This is a genomic window from Streptomyces aureocirculatus, assembly GCF_000720475.1.
GTDB classification, from domain to species: Bacteria; Actinomycetota; Actinomycetes; order Streptomycetales; family Streptomycetaceae; genus Streptomyces; species Streptomyces aureocirculatus.
This window is the reverse complement of sequence record NZ_JOAP01000018.1, coordinates 1-16,404: the sequence shown is the minus strand read 5'-3', so window position 1 is coordinate 16,404 and position 16,404 is coordinate 1. Positions and strand designations below refer to the sequence as shown.

The 16,404-nt window shown below is 73.4% G+C and carries 10 protein-coding genes and 1 tRNA gene; 8 read left to right on the top strand and 3 right to left on the bottom strand.

Going from position 1 to position 16,404, the window contains the following annotated elements; translation table 11 throughout:
* Positions 1-26: 26 nt before the first annotated feature.
* On the top strand, positions 27-1,490 hold the full coding sequence (locus tag IG78_RS0117185; RefSeq protein ID WP_030564007.1) for an MFS transporter: 1,464 nt from the start codon (positions 27-29) through the stop codon (positions 1,488-1,490).
* 269 nt (positions 1,491-1,759) lie between these two features.
* The gene (locus tag IG78_RS0117180) at positions 1,760-1,993 is read left to right on the top strand and encodes a hypothetical protein (protein WP_016643127.1); all 234 of its coding nucleotides are present in this window, start codon (positions 1,760-1,762) and stop codon (positions 1,991-1,993) included.
* On the opposite strand, the gene IG78_RS0117175 is transcribed toward IG78_RS0117180, so the two are convergent.
* Positions 1,962-3,038, bottom strand: coding sequence for a glycosyltransferase 87 family protein (locus IG78_RS0117175; protein WP_404827701.1), 1,077 nt, complete (start codon positions 3,036-3,038; stop codon positions 1,962-1,964). The genes IG78_RS0117180 and IG78_RS0117175 overlap by 32 nt on opposite strands.
* A 111-nt stretch (positions 3,039-3,149) precedes the next feature.
* Between IG78_RS0117175 and IG78_RS0117170 the strand changes: the two genes are divergently transcribed.
* Positions 3,150-3,222 (top strand) — tRNA-Ala (locus tag IG78_RS0117170).
* Between the two features lie 140 nt (positions 3,223-3,362).
* Here the strand turns inward: IG78_RS0117170 and IG78_RS0117165 are convergent.
* Together IG78_RS0117165 and IG78_RS0117160 are read right to left on the bottom strand one after the other, a co-directional pair.
* Positions 3,363-4,952: an NADH-quinone oxidoreductase subunit NuoF family protein gene (locus IG78_RS0117165; protein WP_030564002.1), complete on the bottom strand. Its 1,590-nt coding sequence runs from the start codon at positions 4,950-4,952 to the stop codon at positions 3,363-3,365.
* Positions 4,949-6,505, bottom strand: a complete 1,557-nt coding sequence (locus IG78_RS0117160; protein WP_051852718.1) for a ferric reductase-like transmembrane domain-containing protein — start codon at positions 6,503-6,505, stop codon at positions 4,949-4,951. Before IG78_RS0117160 ends, IG78_RS0117165 begins: the two co-directional genes overlap by 4 nt.
* A 427-nt stretch (positions 6,506-6,932) precedes the next feature.
* On the opposite strand from IG78_RS0117160, the gene leuS reads away from it, so the two are divergent.
* The 5 genes from leuS (at position 6,933) to IG78_RS0117135 (ending at position 16,388) form a co-directional block, all read left to right on the top strand.
* Entirely contained in the window at positions 6,933-9,848 is a 2,916-nt protein-coding gene (gene leuS, locus IG78_RS0117155; RefSeq protein WP_030563997.1) for a leucine--tRNA ligase, read from the top strand.
* A gap of 312 nt (positions 9,849-10,160) precedes the next feature.
* Positions 10,161-10,967, top strand: a complete 807-nt coding sequence (locus IG78_RS0117150; protein ID WP_030563995.1) for a hypothetical protein — start codon at positions 10,161-10,163, stop codon at positions 10,965-10,967.
* 119 nt (positions 10,968-11,086) lie between these two features.
* Positions 11,087-11,932, top strand: a complete 846-nt coding sequence (locus IG78_RS0117145) for a DegV family protein (protein ID WP_030563992.1) — start codon at positions 11,087-11,089, stop codon at positions 11,930-11,932.
* A 464-nt stretch (positions 11,933-12,396) separates the two neighbouring features.
* On the top strand, positions 12,397-13,506 hold the full coding sequence (locus tag IG78_RS45820) for a ComEA family DNA-binding protein (protein ID WP_225882106.1): 1,110 nt from the start codon (positions 12,397-12,399) through the stop codon (positions 13,504-13,506).
* A gap of 146 nt (positions 13,507-13,652) precedes the next feature.
* Entirely contained in the window at positions 13,653-16,388 is a 2,736-nt protein-coding gene (locus IG78_RS0117135; protein WP_225882105.1) for a ComEC/Rec2 family competence protein, read from the top strand.
* The last annotated feature ends 16 nt before the right edge of the window (positions 16,389-16,404 follow it).

Here is a 16,404-nt window from a genome sequence, read left to right as displayed (position 1 = left end):
ATCGGAGCGGGGCCACGCTCAGGGGTATGACCACATCGACCCCAGCCCCGGCGGCCCCCGCCCCAACTCCTGCGTCCAGTAAAGACCCTGGCACTGACAACGGCCGCGGACGCCTGCTCGCGGCCGTCCTCACCGCCCAGTTCATGGCCCTGCTCGACGTGTTCATCGTCAATGTCGCCGCGCCCTCCGTCCGCGACGACCTGCACGCGTCCGGCGCCGGGCTGCAACTCGTCATCGCCGGCTACACCATCACGTACGCCGTGCTGCTGATCACCGGTGCCCGGCTCGGCGAGCGGCTCGGCCACCGCCGCGTCTATCTGGCGGGGCTCGCCGTGTTCACCGCCGCCTCGCTGGCCTGCGGGCTGAGCCAGAGCACCGGGCAGTTGATCGCCTTCCGGCTCGTCCAGGGCGCGGGCTCCGCGGTCATGATCCCGCAGGTGCTCAGCCTCATCCAGCGGAACTTCACCGGTGAGGCGCGGATGAAGGCGCTCGGCGCGTACTCGGCGGTGCTCGCGACCGGAGCCGCCGCCGGGCAGGTCGTCGGCGGCGTCCTCGTCAGCGCCGATCTGTTCGGCACCGGCTGGCGCCCGGTCTTCCTGGTGAACGTGCCGGTCGGCGCGGTGCTCATCGTCCTCGCCGCACGCGTACTGCCCCGCGACGAGCGCGGTACGCAGGCGCGTGCGCGCGGCCTGGACGTGCCGGGCCTGGTGCTGCTCGGCGCCGCCGTGTCGGCGCTCACCGTGCCGCTGGTGCTCGGTGAGCAGGAGGGCTGGCCGCTGTGGACGTGGATCTCGTTCGGCGCCGCCGCCGTGGTCTTCGGGGTGTTCTGCGGGTACGAGGGGCGGCTCGCCCGGCGCGGTGGGGCACCGCTGATCTCGCCGCGCGTCCTGCGGGTGCCGGGCATGGGCCTCGCGGTCTTCCGGCTCGGCACGGTGATGGCCGTCAACGCCGGCTTCCTCTTCGTGCTGTCCCTGCACGTCCAGGGCGGGCTCGGCTACAGCGCGCTGCGCGCCGGGCTCACGTTCGCGCCGATGGCGATGGTCTTCGGAGTGGTCGGTCTGACCTGGCGCGCCTGGCCCGCCGCGCTGCAACGGGCGCTGATCCCCGGCGGGTTCACGCTGGCGGCGGTGTCGGCCCTCGCGGTGGGGCTGCTGCTGCGGGACGGCGACGACGGCGGTCTGTTGCTGTACGCGGCCTTCGCCGTCGGCGGAGTGGGGCTCGCGCTCGGCTTCAGCCCCACCCTCACGCGCGCGTTGGCGACGGTCGGGCAGGAGGACGCGGCGGACGCCAGTGGACTTCTCGCCACCGTCACCCAGCTCGGTCAGCTCACGGGTGTCGCTGCTTTCGGCGCGATTTACCTCGGTGGCGTTGAGTCGCAGGCGGCTCCTGGGGCGTATACATCGGCGGACGCGCTCCTGGTGTGCTGCTACGCGCTCGCCGCGGCAGCCGCCCTGGGCGCCGTGTCCGGACTGGTACGTATGCGTCGCTGACCGGCTCGCCGTGGTCGTGGCAGAATCGACGGGGCCGGAAGGGGACTGCACCAAAGCGCCGACGGTGACCCGACGGGAGGGAGAGCGCGATGCCTGCGAGCATCCTCGAAGAGGCGCGAAGCCTTTTCGAAGCGGCGGACATACGTGTCGGTGACGCCACGCTCCTCCACTGCCCTTCCTGCGGTTCGGCCCACGTGGCCCAAGTCCTCGGAGACAACGGCGGAGTCAGTTACGTGTGCACGGCCTGCGGCCATAGCTGGAGCTGATCGATGGGTGCACACAGGCGTAAATGCGACTGGTGCGGCAGTGGTACGCCGATCGTCCGCGACATGGAACCGGTCAACCCGGACTATCAGTACTGGTGCGAGGAGTGCGCACGGGCGCTGATCATAAAAGGCGACCCCATCGAGACGTACCGCGAACTGGAAGGCGAGCCGATCTACGGTCGCCTCCTGGACGAGCACTGCACCCTCAAACGGTTCTATTCGTTCGCCACCGCCTGAGAGACGCGGCAGCGAGCGCGAGGAACCCGGCGGCGGCCAGCGGGTAGATCGCGGACAGCGCCATCTGGCCGAAGTTCTGGGTGAGTTCCGGCCGCCCCGGAGTGTGCGGCACCCACCACAGGGCGTACGAACAGAACACCAGGGTGAGCGCGCCCGCCGCCGCCCAGCGTCCCGCGCCGCCCCACCGCGTCGCCCGCGACCACAGCAGCAGCACCATCGGCACGCACCACACCCAGTGGTGCGACCACGACACCGGGCTGACGAGCAGCGCCGTGGCCGCGCACGCGGCCGCGCCCCAGGCCCGCTCCCCGCGCACCGCGGCGGCCACCGCCACGGCCATCCCCGCCACGCAGACGAGGGCCGCCACCACCGCCCACAGGGCGCCCGGGTCCGCGGTGTGAAGGAGCCGGGCGAGCACCCCGCGCACGGACTGGTTCGCGGTGTTCTCCGCGCGCCCGACCCGGCCCGCCGCGAAGACCACCCGGGTCCAGAAGTTCCGTGAGTCCTCCGGCAGCACCAGGGCCGCGAGAAGCGTCGCCCCGAGGAACGTGGCGGCGGCCACGCACGCGTGCCGCACGGGCGGGCGCCACGCGCCCCGCCGTGCCGCGACGACGACGCCGACGAGCAGCAGTAAGACGGCGAACAGGGCGGGCGTCAGCTTGATCGCCGCGGCCAGCCCGATGCCCGCTCCCGCCCACCGGTGGCCGGGCCGCCGGGTCAGGTCCCACATCACCAGGACGGCGAGCAGCAGGTTCCCGAGCGTGGCGAGGGGACGCAGGTCCACCGGGTCCAGCAGGGTCAGCGGCGTGAACAGCAGGGCCGCGAACGGCGGGTACGTCATGGGCAGGTCGGCCCCGGTGGCCCGCAGCGCGTACAGGTCGACGCCCGAGCGCACGGCCAGGCCCTCCGCGCGGTAGACCATCAGGTCGATCATCGAGACGTCGGCCGCGCGCTGCGCGGCCCAGAAGAGGACGAAGGACAACAGGCAGCCCACGGCGGCGAGGGGCGCCTGGCGGCGGACGACGGTCATCGCGAGCACGGTCACGAGGGCGGACGGTAATGGGCCTGTGCGTACGCCCGGGAAACGATTTGGTGGACTACGGGGGTGACCGTGTAATGTTGGCGGAGCCGCCGGGGGAACCGGGCGGAGCAGCGAGGGGCTATAGCTCAGTTGGTAGAGCGCCTGCATGGCATGCAGGAGGTCAGGAGTTCAATTCTCCTTAGCTCCACAGCAGATGAGCGGGCCACCCAGATCGGGTGGCCCGCCTCTTCGTTTTCTGGGTGCCTCGCCTTCCGGACGTCTTGCAGGGGCGACTCGGGCCACACGGCACTCGATGGTGTGACCCGGGTCGCACGACGCGTCACGCCGTCACTGCCGCCCGCTGCCGAGCGCCCTGCGGACGCGGCCCCGCGGCAGCATCGGCAGGGCCGTGGGCGGCGCCGTGGCGGCCGTCTGGTCCTCCTCGACACGCAGGGCAAGGGCCGGGCAGCGGCGGACGGCGCGCTGGGCGCGGGCCTCCGAGTAGCGCGGCACCGCGGCCTCCGCGACCGCGGGGAAACCGTCAGGGCCGAGCTGGATCAGCTCCGGGACGATGTCCGCGCACAAGCCGTGGCCCTGGCACAGCGTCCAGTCGACGGCGAGCCTGCGGCCGCTGGACGCCCCGCCCCGCGGGCTCTCGTCGTGCAGCGGCAGGACGCCCGCCACGGGCCGCCCGCAGCCGTCGCCGAGGACGTGGGCGGCGAGATCGTCGGTGAACGCCGCGATCGTGGACTCCAGGAACGCCGCCGAGCCGTCCGGGTGCTTGCACGCACCCCGCCGCTTCACCGCCCGCGTCACCTCGCGCAGCGCCTCCAGGGCGGTCGGCCCGCCGCCGTCCAGGACGTCCGCGAGCCCGCGCGCGGCGGCAGGGAGCCCCAGGTAGCAGGGGCCGCACTGGCCTGAGCTCTCGGCGGCGAGCCAGTGCGCCACGCGCAGGGACTCGCCGAGGGGACAGGTGCCCGGGCCGATGGGCAGGACCGCGCCCGCTCCGAGCGCGCCCCCACAGGCCTCCAGGGAGGCCCGTGAGACGACCGCGTCATGGGAGGTGACCGCGTCCAGCCACTTGCCGTGGTAGCCGCCCGTCAGGACGCCCTGCGGCAGCGGTGGCGCGCCGGCGAGCTGCAGAACGTACCGCAGGGGCACTCCTGTTGGGACTTCGATGACCATGGGCCGTGCGACCGCGCCGGAGAGGGTGAGCAGTACGGTGCCCGGCTCGTCGTGCAGGCCGGTGCGCCGGTAGCGGTCCGGGCCGATCCGGGCGGCCACGGCGAGCTGCGCGAAGGTCTCCGCGTTCGACAGGAGCGTCGGCGCGCCGCCCACGCCCGAGTCGGATGTGCGCACCTTGCGCCCCGGGGGCAGCGGCGGCCCGCCGTCCGCGGACCGCACGAGGGCCGATGACTCGCCGGTGACCATGCGCACGGGATTGCGCTGCACGCGCGCGCGGAGAGTCGATCCGCGCCGGTTGCCCAGGCCGCGCTCCGCCAGCGCCGACTGCATCGACGCCTCCGTGGAGTCACGTGTCACACCGATGACGAGCGTACGGGCGCCCAGCGCCTCGGCCGCGAGGAGTGCGCCGTCGAGGATGAGGTGCGGGGCGCGGTTGATCAGGACGGTGTCCTTGCGGCAGGCGGGCTCGTCCTCGCTGCCGTTGACGACCACCACGGGCCGCACGCCCCGCCGGATCGCGGCCTCGGCGACGGCCCGCAGCTTCTTGGCGAACGGAAAGCCCGCGCCGCCGCGGCCGCGCAGCGAGATCTGTTCGGCGAGCGTGGCGAGCCGCTCACCCGCGATCGGTTCCAGCGGGCCGTGCACCTTGAGGTGCATGGCGAGGTCGAGCCGCTCGACCAGGTCGAAGCCCGAGGTCAGGAGTGGAAGTCCGACGACGCGGACTTCGGGGACGTCCGGCAGGGACGCGTTCACTTGCTGCCTCCGGTGGGGGCGTTCCAGGGTTCGCCGGTGCTGGGGGCCTGGAACGGGCCGAGTAGCTGTTGCGTGGGGTCGCCGGGGTCCGGCGGCGGGGGCGGCGCGGACGGGCGCGGGGGCGGGCCGGGCGCGGGCGGGTGGTGGACGGGCTGCGGTCCGGTGCCGTACGGATCGGCGGCGGGGCCGCAGCCCCTGTCTCCGTAGTCGTGCTGGGCGTCCTGGTGGTCGTACCGGGCGCCCGGGGGACCGTGGCGGCCCAGGGTGTCGTAGCCGGCGGGGCCCGCCGGGTCGTACCCGTCCGCCACGCTGCCGTAGCCGTCGTCCGTGGAGTCGTACCGGCCCGCCGAGGACTCGTACCTGCCGTCCGTGGAGGCGTACCTGCCGTCTCCGGAGGCGTACCTGCCGTCCATGGAGTCGTATCCGCTGTCTACGGAGGAGTGCGGGAGCGGGGCCGAGGGGGCCTCGGACGGTGGCGGGGGACACGGGGTCGGCCAGCGGGGGGTCACGGTGGGCAGGACTTCGGTGGGCTGGAGGTCGAGGGGGAGGGCCGTGTCGTGGCCGGAGGGCGTGGCCAGCGCGCGGTAGGCGGCGGCGATGCCGGAGACGGGGGTCTTGTCGGGTGGTGCGGTGGTGAAGCGGCCCGATGCCGTTCCGGGCAGCGGCGCGGAGGCGGTGTCCCGCACGGGGGCGGTTTCCCGTACGGAGGCAGGGCTCTGGCGGCGCCGCGTCCCGGACGGCGAGGGCCGCTCGTCCGGTTCCAGGAGGGCGAAGATCCGGGCGGCCACCTTGCGCTTGACCGGGCGCGGGGCCGCGCGCAGTGCCACCGCCCCGGCCACCGCGACCAGGCACAGGCAGTACAGGGCGACCACCCACGGCTTCGGGGGGCGGCCCGCGTACAGGCCGTGGATCAGGGCGGCGCACCAGGCCGGGTAGGCCAGCATGTGCAGGGCCCGCCACCGGGACGCGACCTGGACGGGTGAGGCGAAGGCGCTGCGCAGGGCGCCGGTGACGCTGGTGGTGATCATGAGGAGGCCGGCGAGCGAGCCGAGGCCGATGAGCCCGGCGCCGCCCGTCACGCCGAGGCCGAAGGGCACGAGGGCGCCCACGAAGGACACATGGTCGAGCGCGAGCTTCACCGTGCCGTGCAGGAGCAGGAAGCCCACCGACGCGATCGCTGTGCCCCGGTGCACGGCCTGGGCCAGCAGTCGCTGGCGCGAGCGCAGGAAGAGCCGGTCCGAGGCGACCAGACCCCACATCACGGATGCGGTCAGGGCCACCAGGGACAGGACGCCGGTGGTGAAGTCGAGGGCGGCACGGAAACCGTCGCCACCCGCGAGCACGGCCAGGGGTATGAGCAGCAGCGCGGCGACGGTGACGAGGGAGCGGGCCGCTCTGCTCGGTCCGGGGAAGGCGGGGAAGGCCGGTGACGACGCCGAGGAGGACGAGGGTCCGACGGGCGGGAAGGGGGCGGAGGTCCGGGGGGAGCGCGCGGGTGCCGCGGGCGGAGCTGAACGCTTGGGACTCTTGCGGTGCGGGTTCAGAGGGTTCATGGGGCGACTCCGAAATGGTCCGATCGCCGCATGCTAGGTCGCGCCATACCGATGGGTACGGGGTTTGAGTTATTGCGTTGTTATCAAAGCGCGACTCGATCTTGGTGTTGCCCCGATAGTGGGCGGTACGCGGGGTAACCCTTGGCCAAGGCTGGGGCGAGGGTGGAGGGGGAAGGGAGTGTCATCGCGCCTTCGCGAGGCCGGGGCGAAGGCCGGACAAAGCGCGTCGCCCGGCTCCGGAGCGCTGCGGTACCCTGACGCCATGCGTGCCGTACGCCTTCTGCTTAGCGGGCCGCGCTGATCAGTCCCGACCGTGCAGTGAACACGGTCGGAATCGGCGCGGCGTCCCCTCCTGTGTGAGGGGCATTTTTGTTTGGCCGTCCGGCCATGTCCGCAGGCAGAGACGATCGATGGAGCTTTGAAGACCATGAGCGAGACGAATTCCTCCGCCGCCGCTGAAGGCGCGGGAGGCGCGGGAGGCGCCCCCTCGGCTGCCGAGGCGGCCGCACCGCACCGCTACACGGCCGCCCTGGCGGCCGAGATCGAGGCGCGCTGGCAGGACTTCTGGGACGCCGACGGCACGTACGAGGCGCCCAACCCGAGCGGCGACCTGGCCGGTGACCCGGCGGCCGTCGAGCGGCCCAAGAAGTTCATCATGGACATGTTCCCGTACCCCTCGGGTGCGGGTCTGCACGTCGGCCACCCCCTGGGATACATCGCCACCGACGTCTTCGCCCGCTACCAGCGCATGACGGGGCACAACGTCCTGCACTCCCTGGGCTTCGACGCGTTCGGCCTGCCCGCCGAGCAGTACGCCGTGCAGACGGGCACGCACCCGCGCGTGTCGACGGAAGCCAACATCGAGAACATGAAGGCGCAACTGCGCGCCCTGGGCCTGGGGCACGACAAGCGCCGCTCCTTCGCGACGATCGACCGGGACTACTACAAGTGGACCCAGTGGATCTTCCTGCAGATCTTCAACTCCTGGTACGACGACGAGGCGAAGAAGGCCCGCCCGGTCGCCGACCTGATCGCGCAGTTCGAGAGCGGTGAACGCGCCGTACCGGGCTCCACGCGCGCGTGGCACGCGCTGGACGCCAAGGAGCGCGCCGACGTCCTGAGCGGCTTCCGCCTGGCCTACGCCTCCGACGCCCCCGTGAACTGGTGCCCCGGCCTCGGCACCGTCCTGGCCAACGAGGAAGTCACCGCCGACGGCCGCTCCGAGCGCGGCAACTTCCCGGTCTTCAAGTCCAAGCTGCGCCAGTGGAACATGCGCATCACGGCCTATGCCGACCGCCTGATCGACGACCTGGACGCGCTGGACTGGCCGGAGGCCATCAAGCTGCAGCAGCGCAACTGGATCGGCCGCTCCGAAGGCGCCCGCGTCGACTTCCCCGTCGGCTCCGAAGGTGACGCGATCACCGTCTTCACCACCCGCCAGGACACCCTGTTCGGCGCCACCTACATGGTCCTGGCACCCGAGCACGAGCTGGTCGACGGCATCGTCCCGGCCGCCTGGCCCGAGGGCACGCACGACGTGTGGACCGGCGGCCACGCGACGCCGGCGGAGGCCGTCGCCAAGTACCGTGCCTTCGCCGCCGCCAAGTCCGACGTGGAGCGCCAGGCCGACGCCAAGGAGAAGACCGGCGTCTTCACGGGCGCGTACGCCACGAACCCCGTCAGCGGCGAGCAGATCCCGGTCTTCATCGCCGACTACGTCCTGATGGGCTACGGCACCGGCGCGATCATGGCGGTCCCGGCCCACGACAGCCGTGACTTCGCCTTCGCCCGCGCCTTCGAGCTGCCGATGCGCTGCGTGGTCGAGCCCTCCGACGGCCGGGGCACCGACCCCTCCACGTGGGACGACTCGTTCGACTCCTACGAGGCGAAGATCATCGGCTCGGCGGGTGAGCGGGTCTCCCTGGACGGCCTGGTGGTCGTCGAGGCCAAGGCGCGCATCACGGAGTGGCTGGAGCGCGAGGGCATCGGCCGGGGGACCGTCAACTTCCGGCTGCGCGACTGGCTGTTCAGCCGCCAGCGCTACTGGGGCGAGCCCTTCCCCATCGTCTACGACGAGGACGGCGTGGCGCACTCGCTGCCCGAGTCGATGCTGCCCCTGGAACTGCCGGAGGTCGACGACTACAGCCCGCGCACCTTCGACCCGGACACCCAGCCGGAAACCCCGCTGTCCCGCAACGAGGAGTGGGTGCACGTCACCCTGGACCTGGGTGACGGCAAGGGTCCGCGGAGCTTCCGCCGCGAGACCAACACCATGCCCAACTGGGCCGGTTCGTGCTGGTACGAGCTGCGCTACCTGGACCCGCACAACGACCGGAAGCTGGTCGCCCCCGACATCGAGCAGTACTGGATGGGCCCCCGGGAGGGTCAGCCGACCGGCGGCGCCGACCTGTACGTGGGCGGCGCCGAGCACGCCGTGCTGCACCTGCTGTACGCGCGTTTCTGGTCGAAGGTCCTGTTCGACCTGGGCCACATCTCGTCGGCCGAGCCGTTCCACAAGCTGTTCAACCAGGGCATGATCCAGGCCTACGTCTACCGCGACAGCCGGGGCTTCCCGGTCCCCGCCGCGGAGGTCGAGGAGCGCGACGGGAAGTTCTTCTTCGCGGGCGAGCAGGTCAAGCGCGAGCTGGGCAAGATGGGCAAGTCCCTGAAGAACGCGGTCACTCCGGACGAGATCTGCGAGGAGTACGGCGCGGACACGCTGCGCCTGTACGAGATGGCGATGGGCCCGCTGGACGTCTCCCGTCCGTGGGACACGCGCGCGGTGGTCGGCCAGTACCGGCTGCTGCAGCGCCTGTGGCGCCTGATCGTCGACGAGGCCACCGGTGAGCTGTCCGTCGCGGACGCCGAGCCGGACGAGAACACGCTGCGCGCGCTGCACAAGGCGATCGACGGTGTGCGCCAGGACCTGGACGGCATGCGGTTCAACACCGCCATCGCCAAGATCACCGAGCTGAACAACCACCTGACCAAGGCGGCGGGCCCGGTGCCGCGCTCCGTCGCCGAGGGCCTGGTGCTGCTGATCGCTCCGCTGGCCCCGCACATCGCCGAGGAGCTGTGGCGCAAGCTGGGCCACACCGACTCGGTCGTCCACCAGGACTTCCCGGTCGCCGACCCCGCGTACGTCGTGGACGACAGCGTGACCTGCGTCGTGCAGATCAAGGGCAAGGTCAAGGCCCGCCTGGAGGTCGCACCGGGCATCTCCGAGGAGGAGCTGGAGAAGGTGGCCCTGGGCGACGAGCGGGTGGTGGCGGCACTGGCCGGTGCGGGGATCCGCAAGGTCATCGTGCGGGCGCCGAAGCTGGTGAACATCGTTCCGGCCTAGGTCCGGGCTGGGTCGGACTTGGCCCGGCCCAGGTCCGAGGTGGGCCCGGACTGGGTCCAGCCCAGGTGCGGGCTGGGTCCGGTCCAGGTGCGGGCTGGGTCCGGTCCAGGTCCCGCCCGCGTCCTGGCCGGGCCAACTGGTCGTCGGCTGCCGCGCATCGGGGTAGTCCCCTACGGGCAGCTTGGGGGTTCCGCTGGAACCCTCGGGCTGCCCGCTGCGTTTACCGTGGAGAAGTCCATGGGGACGACGGAGCGTGCCGCACACGCTGGATACACCGGACATGCCGATTCGCCGGGCCGAAGGAGACGCATCGTGGAAGCCGTGATCGCAGTGGTCGCGCTGCTCTTCCTGCTGTTCCTGGCGGTGGGCGCGTATGCGACGGTCAAGGTGGTCGGGGCCGCCCGCCGCGGCGTGGACCGCACGATCACGCAGGCCCGCCGCACGGTGGAGGACACCACGTTGCGCGCCAGGACCCTCGCACAGCCCGGCGCCGTCGGCGAGCTGGCCCAGTTGCGCCTCAAGCTCCGCACGTCGATGCGGGCGACCCAGGACTCGCTGCGCGCGGGCGTCGCCGAGGACGCCTCCCTGCACGAGTCCCTGGCACTGTTCCAGCGCCTGAGCGCCCACGGCCACGAGCTGGACGACGAGCTCAAGCGCCTGGAGCGGGAGCCCGACCGGATCGAGCTGAGCCAGCGCCTGCCCGCCCTGCGGGAGCGCACCGAGCAGATCGTCAAGGCGGCCGACTCGCTCCGCTGGGCGGCCCGCGACCGCGCCACCAAGTTCGCGGACGACGACCTGGACCTGCTCAAGGAGCAGATCGACATGGAGACGGGCGCCCTGCGGCACTGGAAGACGACCCCGCCGCCGGACGACCGCCCGCTCACGTCGTGGTCGGACACCGCCACGACGGCGGAGACGGGTCCGGCGAAGACCAGCTCGAAGCCTGCCGCCGACCCGGCGCAGGCGTCGCAGTCACAGACGTCGCAGTCACAGACGTCCGCCCGCGCGCAGGAGACCGGCCCCGCCGCCCAGGAGCCGTCTAGGCCCGCGATCACCTCGCCGGCGCCGCAGCCGACGTACCCGTGGCAGAAGAAGCCCAAGCCAGAGAGCACCACCTGAGCCGAGCGCTCAGCTCGGCCGGTCCTCGCGGGCCCTGCATGACCGGTCGGTGCCCGCCGGTCCTCCGCGAACAGGGGTCGGACTGCCGCACCGGGGGTGCTGCGGGTAATCTCCAGCTCATGTCCCGCCATGTCGCTATCGTCACCGATTCAACGGCCTACCTGCCGCAACGGACGATGGAGCGGCACGACATCACCGCGGTGCCGCTGACCGTGGTCCTCGGCCAGCAGGCGTTGGAAGAGGGCACCGAGATCTCCGCCCGCTCCCTGGCGCTCGCCCTGCAGAAACGCCAGTCCGTCACCACCTCGCGGCCCAGCCCCGAAGTCTTCGCGCAGACGTACCGCAAGATCGCTGAGGCGGGCGCCACCGGAATCGTCTCGCTGCACCTGTCGGCCGAGTTCTCCGGGACGTACGACGCCGTCGTCCTCGCGGCGCGCGAGGCACCGGTGCCGGTGCGGGTCGTGGACACCGGCATGGTGGCGATGGCCCTCGGCTTCTGCGCGCTGTCCGCCGCCGAGACGGCGGAGTCGGGCGGCTCGGTGGACGAGGCGGTGGCGGCCGCGGAGAAGCGGGCCGCGGCCATGTCCACGTACTTCTATGTCGACACGCTCGACTATCTGCGGCGCGGCGGCCGCATCGGCGCCGCCCAGGCCCTCCTCGGCTCCGCGCTCGCGGTGAAGCCGCTGCTCTCCCTGGACGACGGTCGCATCGAGATGCTGGAGAAGGTGCGCACGGCGTCGAGGGCGATCGCCCGCCTGGAAGAGATCGTGGTCGAGCGGGCGGGCGCCCACGACGTGGACATCGCCGTCCACCACCTGGCGGCCCCCGAACGCGCGGCGACCCTGGCGGACCGCCTCCGCGACCGGGTCCCGTGCCTGGCGGAACTCCACGTCAGCGAGGTGGGCGCGGTGATCGGGGCGCACACGGGGCCGGGGCTGCTTGGGGTTGTGGTCTCACCTCGCTGAGGCCGCCCGCAGGCCGATGTCCTTCCGTGCGGCGCGTGCCGCTCTCGCTCGTGTGGGTGACCGCGTTATCCACAACTGCCGAGTAATCCCCGGGAATTGACCAAGATCAACGCGATGTGGTCGAGGTGCCTAGCGTTTTCTGCATGGCACTTCGATCACCTTCACGGACGGAACGCAGGGGCTCGGGGACGGCGGACGCCGCCGCGGAGCCGACGGACGCGGGGAGCGGCGGCCGCTCTGACGGCACCCTCGGGAAAGAGAGGCGCACCGATGAACACCGTGTGCCTGTCGGGCACCTGACCCCCCATCATGCCCGGCGACGAGCCCGGCGCAGGCGCGCGGTGACGGAGGCGACGCGGCTGCGGACACGGCTGAGGGCCGAGGCGCTGTTTGCTGAGGCGGGGCCGGGTGCGGGGAGGTTGGGCGCGGGGGTGGCCCCTGGGTTTGCTTCGGCGGGCGCGGGGGTGGCCCCTGGGTTTGCTTCGGCGGGCGCGGGGGTGGCCCCTGGGTTTGCTTCGGCGGGCACGGTGGCCCCTGCGTTTGCTTCGGCGGGCACGGCGGGCACAACGGGCACGGTGGGTGCACATCGGCAGAGGACGGCGGCCACTCATCGGCAGAGGACTGCGGGCGCACAGAGAGCGACAGCCGCCGTAGGCGCCGCCGTCCGGCTGGGTGATGACGACGGGAGCGGCGCTCCGACCCACGCCGGGCCGCGGAGCGGGCTGCCACCCGGGCCGTCTTCCGAGCCGTCCCCTGCGCCGCCGACCGAGTCGTTCCCCGAGCCGCAGGCCGAGCCGCCCCGTGCTTCGACCTCGTGGCGGACGCGGGCCGGGCTTGCGGTGCGGGAGCGGTTGCCGGTCTGGTTGCGGTTGCGGTGTGGCGTGGAGCGCCGGAGCGTCGTCGCGCTCGGTCTCGTCCTGATCGTGGCCGCCGTCTTCGCGGCGCAGCACTTCTGGTCCGGACGCACGCAGTCGGTCCCGGCGCCTGAGGTGGTGGGTGGGGCGGCGTCCCCGGGTGGCGAGACCGAGCCGTCCCCCGCACCGGGAACGCCTCCGGGAACGCCACCGGGGCCGGACGCGGGCACCTCGGCGGCCGCGACCGGTGGGGTCGTCGTGGACGTCCGGGGCAAGGTCCACGACCCCGGGGTGCAGCGGCTGCCCGCCGGCTCCCGGGTGGCCGACGCGCTCCGGGCGGCAGGCGGGGCCCGCGCGGGCGCGAGGACGGACGGACTCAACCGGGCCCGGCTCCTGGTGGACGGCGAGCAACTCGTGGTGGGTGCCCCCGCACAGACGGGTGCGGACTCCGTGCCGGGCGGTGTCCCGGGGCCGATGCCGAACGGCCAGGCGGCGGTGCCGGGCGGCACCACCGGAGCGGCGGCGGCCGGGCCCGTAGGGCTCAACACCGCCACCGTCGAACAGCTCGACACACTGCCCGGCGTGGGCCCGGTCCTGGCGCAGCACATCATCGACTACCGCACGGAGCACGGCGGGTTCCGTTCCGTGGACGAGCTCAGGGAAGTGAACGGCATCGGCGAGAAGCGCTTCGCCGACTTGCAGAACCTCGTGCGGCCATGAGGGGCGGGGTGCGACCACCGACGAGGGCACGACGGCCGACGCCCCCCGGCCCCGGTTCCACCCCCGCAGGGCGCGGGGAGCCCGGGCCCGGGCGGCGCCCCGGTCAGGGAACGCGCGATGGTGCGCAACCGCCTGACGAGGGCCCCATGGACCTGCGTCTGGTGCCACCCGCCCTCGGCGCCTGGGCGGCGGCAGCCCTCGCGCTGACGGCTCCGCCCCACATGGTGGCGGCCGTGGTCGTGATCTGTGTCGTGGCGGCCGGAGCCCTCCTGGTGTCGTGGACGGCGCGGGCACGCGGCGGCGGCCTCCACGCCGGGCTCGGCAGGGGACTCGCCCACCGGCGCGCGGGCCCCGGCCGACGCATGGCGCCCGCACCCGGATCCCGGGTGGGTGTGGCTGCCGTCCTGCTGTGCGCCGCCGCGTCAGCGGCAGTGGCCGGTCTGCACGGGGCGGACCTGCATCGCGGCCCGGTCCCCGCGCTCGCCGAGCGGTACGCGGAGGTGACGGCGGAGGTGGAGGTGACATCGGACCCGCGCCGTACCCGGCCCCGGGTGACGGGGGACCGTGCGGCGCCACCGTCGATCGTGCTGAACGGCGAGGTAGTCCGGGTCCGGCGGACCGACGGCACGACGAGGAGGACGCGGGCGCCGGTGCTGGTCGTGGTGCGGGAGAAGGAAGGCAGGCGCAGCGGCGGCCAGGCGAGCGAGGAGGGCGGAGGGCGAGGCGGCGCGGAGGACGGGGGCACGGGCGGAGGCGGCGCGGAGGAAGGAGGCCCGGGGCAACGTGGTGCGGGGCATAGCGGTGCGGGGCAGGGCGGTGCTCCTGAAGGAGGTGAGGGGCAACGTGGTGCAAGGCACGGCGGTGTGGGGGTAGGCGGTGCGGGGTGGTTGGATCTGTTGCCGTCGACGCGGATCTGGGTGCGGGGCAGCCTCGCGGCGCCGTGGCCGGGGAGCGAGCGGACGGCGGCGGTGCTGCGGGTGTCCGAGGGGCAGGTGCCGCGGGTCGTCGGGGCGCCGTCGAGGATGCAGCGGTTCGCGGGGGAGTTGCGGGCGGGGCTGCGGGAAGCGACGGACGGGCTGCCGGACGACGCTCGCGCGCTGCTTCCGGGGCTGGTGATCGGAGACACCGCACGGGTACCGCCGGACCTGGACCAGGCCTTCCGGGCGACGGACCTCACGCATCTTCTGGCGGTGAGCGGCGCCAACCTCACCATCGTCCTGGCCCTGTTGATCGGCCCGCCCGGCACCGCGCACCGAGCGGAGCGGCGTGGTCTCGCCCCGAGGCTGGGCATCCCGCTGCGGACGACGGCGCTGCTCGGCGGCGGATTGACGCTCGGGTTCGTCGTCGTGTGCAGGCCGGAGCCGAGTGTGCTGCGGGCGGCGGCGTGCGGGCTGATCGTGCTTGTGGCGATCGGTACCGGGCGGCGCAGATCGCTGGTGCCCGCGTTGGCGGCCGCGGTGTTGCTGCTGGTGCTGTACGACCCGTGGCTGGCGCGGAGTTACGGGTTCCTGCTTTCGGTGCTTGCCACGGGGGCACTGCTCGTGCTGGCGCCGAGGTGGAGCGCGGCGCTGCGACGACGGGGGGTTCCGGGGCGCCCGGCCGAGGCGTTGGCGGCCGCGGCGGCGGCGCAGGCGGTGTGTGCGCCGGTGGTGGCGGTCCTCGCGGCGCGGGTGAGTCTGGTGGCGGTGCCGTGCAATCTGCTGGCGGAGTTCGCGGTCGCGCCCGCGACGGTGCTGGGGTTCGCGGCGCTGGCGGTGGCGCCCGTGGCGATGCCGGTGGCGAGGGGGATCGCGTGGTGCGCGGGGTGGCCGGCGGAATGGATCGCGGGGATCGCGCGGACCGGTGCGGCGCTGCCCGGCAATGGGGTCGACTGGCCGGGCAGTTGGGGCGGGGCGTTGCTGCTGGCGGTCGTCACCGTCGGGGTGGTTCTGGCCTGCGGCAGGCTGGCCAGGCATCCGTGGCTGAGTGTCGTCTGTGTGCTGCTGCTCCTGCTGGCGGTCGTGCAACCCCCGCCGCTCACCAGGGTCATCGCGGGGTGGCCGCCTCCGGGTTGGCGGCTGGTGATGTGTGACGTCGGGCAGGGGGACGCGACGGTGCTCGCGGCGGGCGGGGGCGCGGGGGTGGTGGTGGACGCGGGGCCCGACCCGGTGCTCGTCGACCGGTGTCTGCGGTCGCTCGGGGTCACGCGGGTGCCGTTGGTGCTGCTCACGCACTTTCACGCGGATCATGTGGCGGGGCTGCCCGGGGTGTTGCGGGGGCGTTCCGTGGGGGCGATCCAGACGACGGGGTTTCAGGAGCCGCCGGGGCAGGCCGCGTTCGTGCGGGGGCAGGCGGCCGGGCGGGGGATTCCGCTGTCGGTGGCCGTGGCGGGGGAGCGGCGACGGGCAGGGCCGTTGGAGTGGCGGGTGCTGTGGCCACCGTCCGGCCGGGCGGCCGGCGCCGAGGGACCGAACGACGCGAGCGTCACGTTGCTGGTGCGGGTCGCCGGTTTGACGTTCCTGCTGCTCGGCGACCTCGAACCACCGTCCCAGCGGGCCCTGTTGCGCACTCCGGAGGGGGCGGCGCTGGGGAGGGTGGATGTGCTGAAGGTCGCGCACCACGGGTCGGCGTATCAGGACCCGTTGCTGCTGCGCCGGACGGGATCGCGGCTCGCGCTGATCTCGTGCGGGGCGGACAACCCGTACGGGCACCCCTCGCCACGGACGGTGGCGGCGCTGCGGGCCGGGGGCGCGCGGGTGGTGCGGACCGACACGAGCGGCGCGGTCGCGGTGACCGGCGGGCGGGCCGGGGCGCGAGGGGGACCGGCGGGCCGGGAGGCGGGCGGCGGTGGGGTGGCCGATGGCAGTGGGGCGGCCGGGCTGAGGGTGACGACGCGGAGGTGAGGGAGGGGAGGGGGCG

Excerpts from the sequence above, each read along its gene's own strand:
- IG78_RS0117185 (WP_030564007.1), top strand. The coding sequence starts at position 27 with ATGACCACATCGACCCCAGCCCCGGCGGCCCCCGCCCCAACTCCTGCG.
- IG78_RS0117160 (WP_051852718.1), bottom strand. The coding sequence starts at position 6,505 with ATGAACCCTCTGAACCCGCACCGCAAGAGTCCCAAGCGTTCAGCTCCG.
- IG78_RS0117145 (WP_030563992.1), top strand. The coding sequence starts at position 11,087 with ATGTCCCGCCATGTCGCTATCGTCACCGATTCAACGGCCTACCTGCCG.
- IG78_RS0117135 (WP_225882105.1), top strand. The coding sequence starts at position 13,653 with ATGGACCTGCGTCTGGTGCCACCCGCCCTCGGCGCCTGGGCGGCGGCA.
- leuS (WP_030563997.1), top strand. The coding sequence starts at position 6,933 with ATGAGCGAGACGAATTCCTCCGCCGCCGCTGAAGGCGCGGGAGGCGCG.
- IG78_RS0117180 (WP_016643127.1), top strand. The coding sequence starts at position 1,760 with ATGGGTGCACACAGGCGTAAATGCGACTGGTGCGGCAGTGGTACGCCG.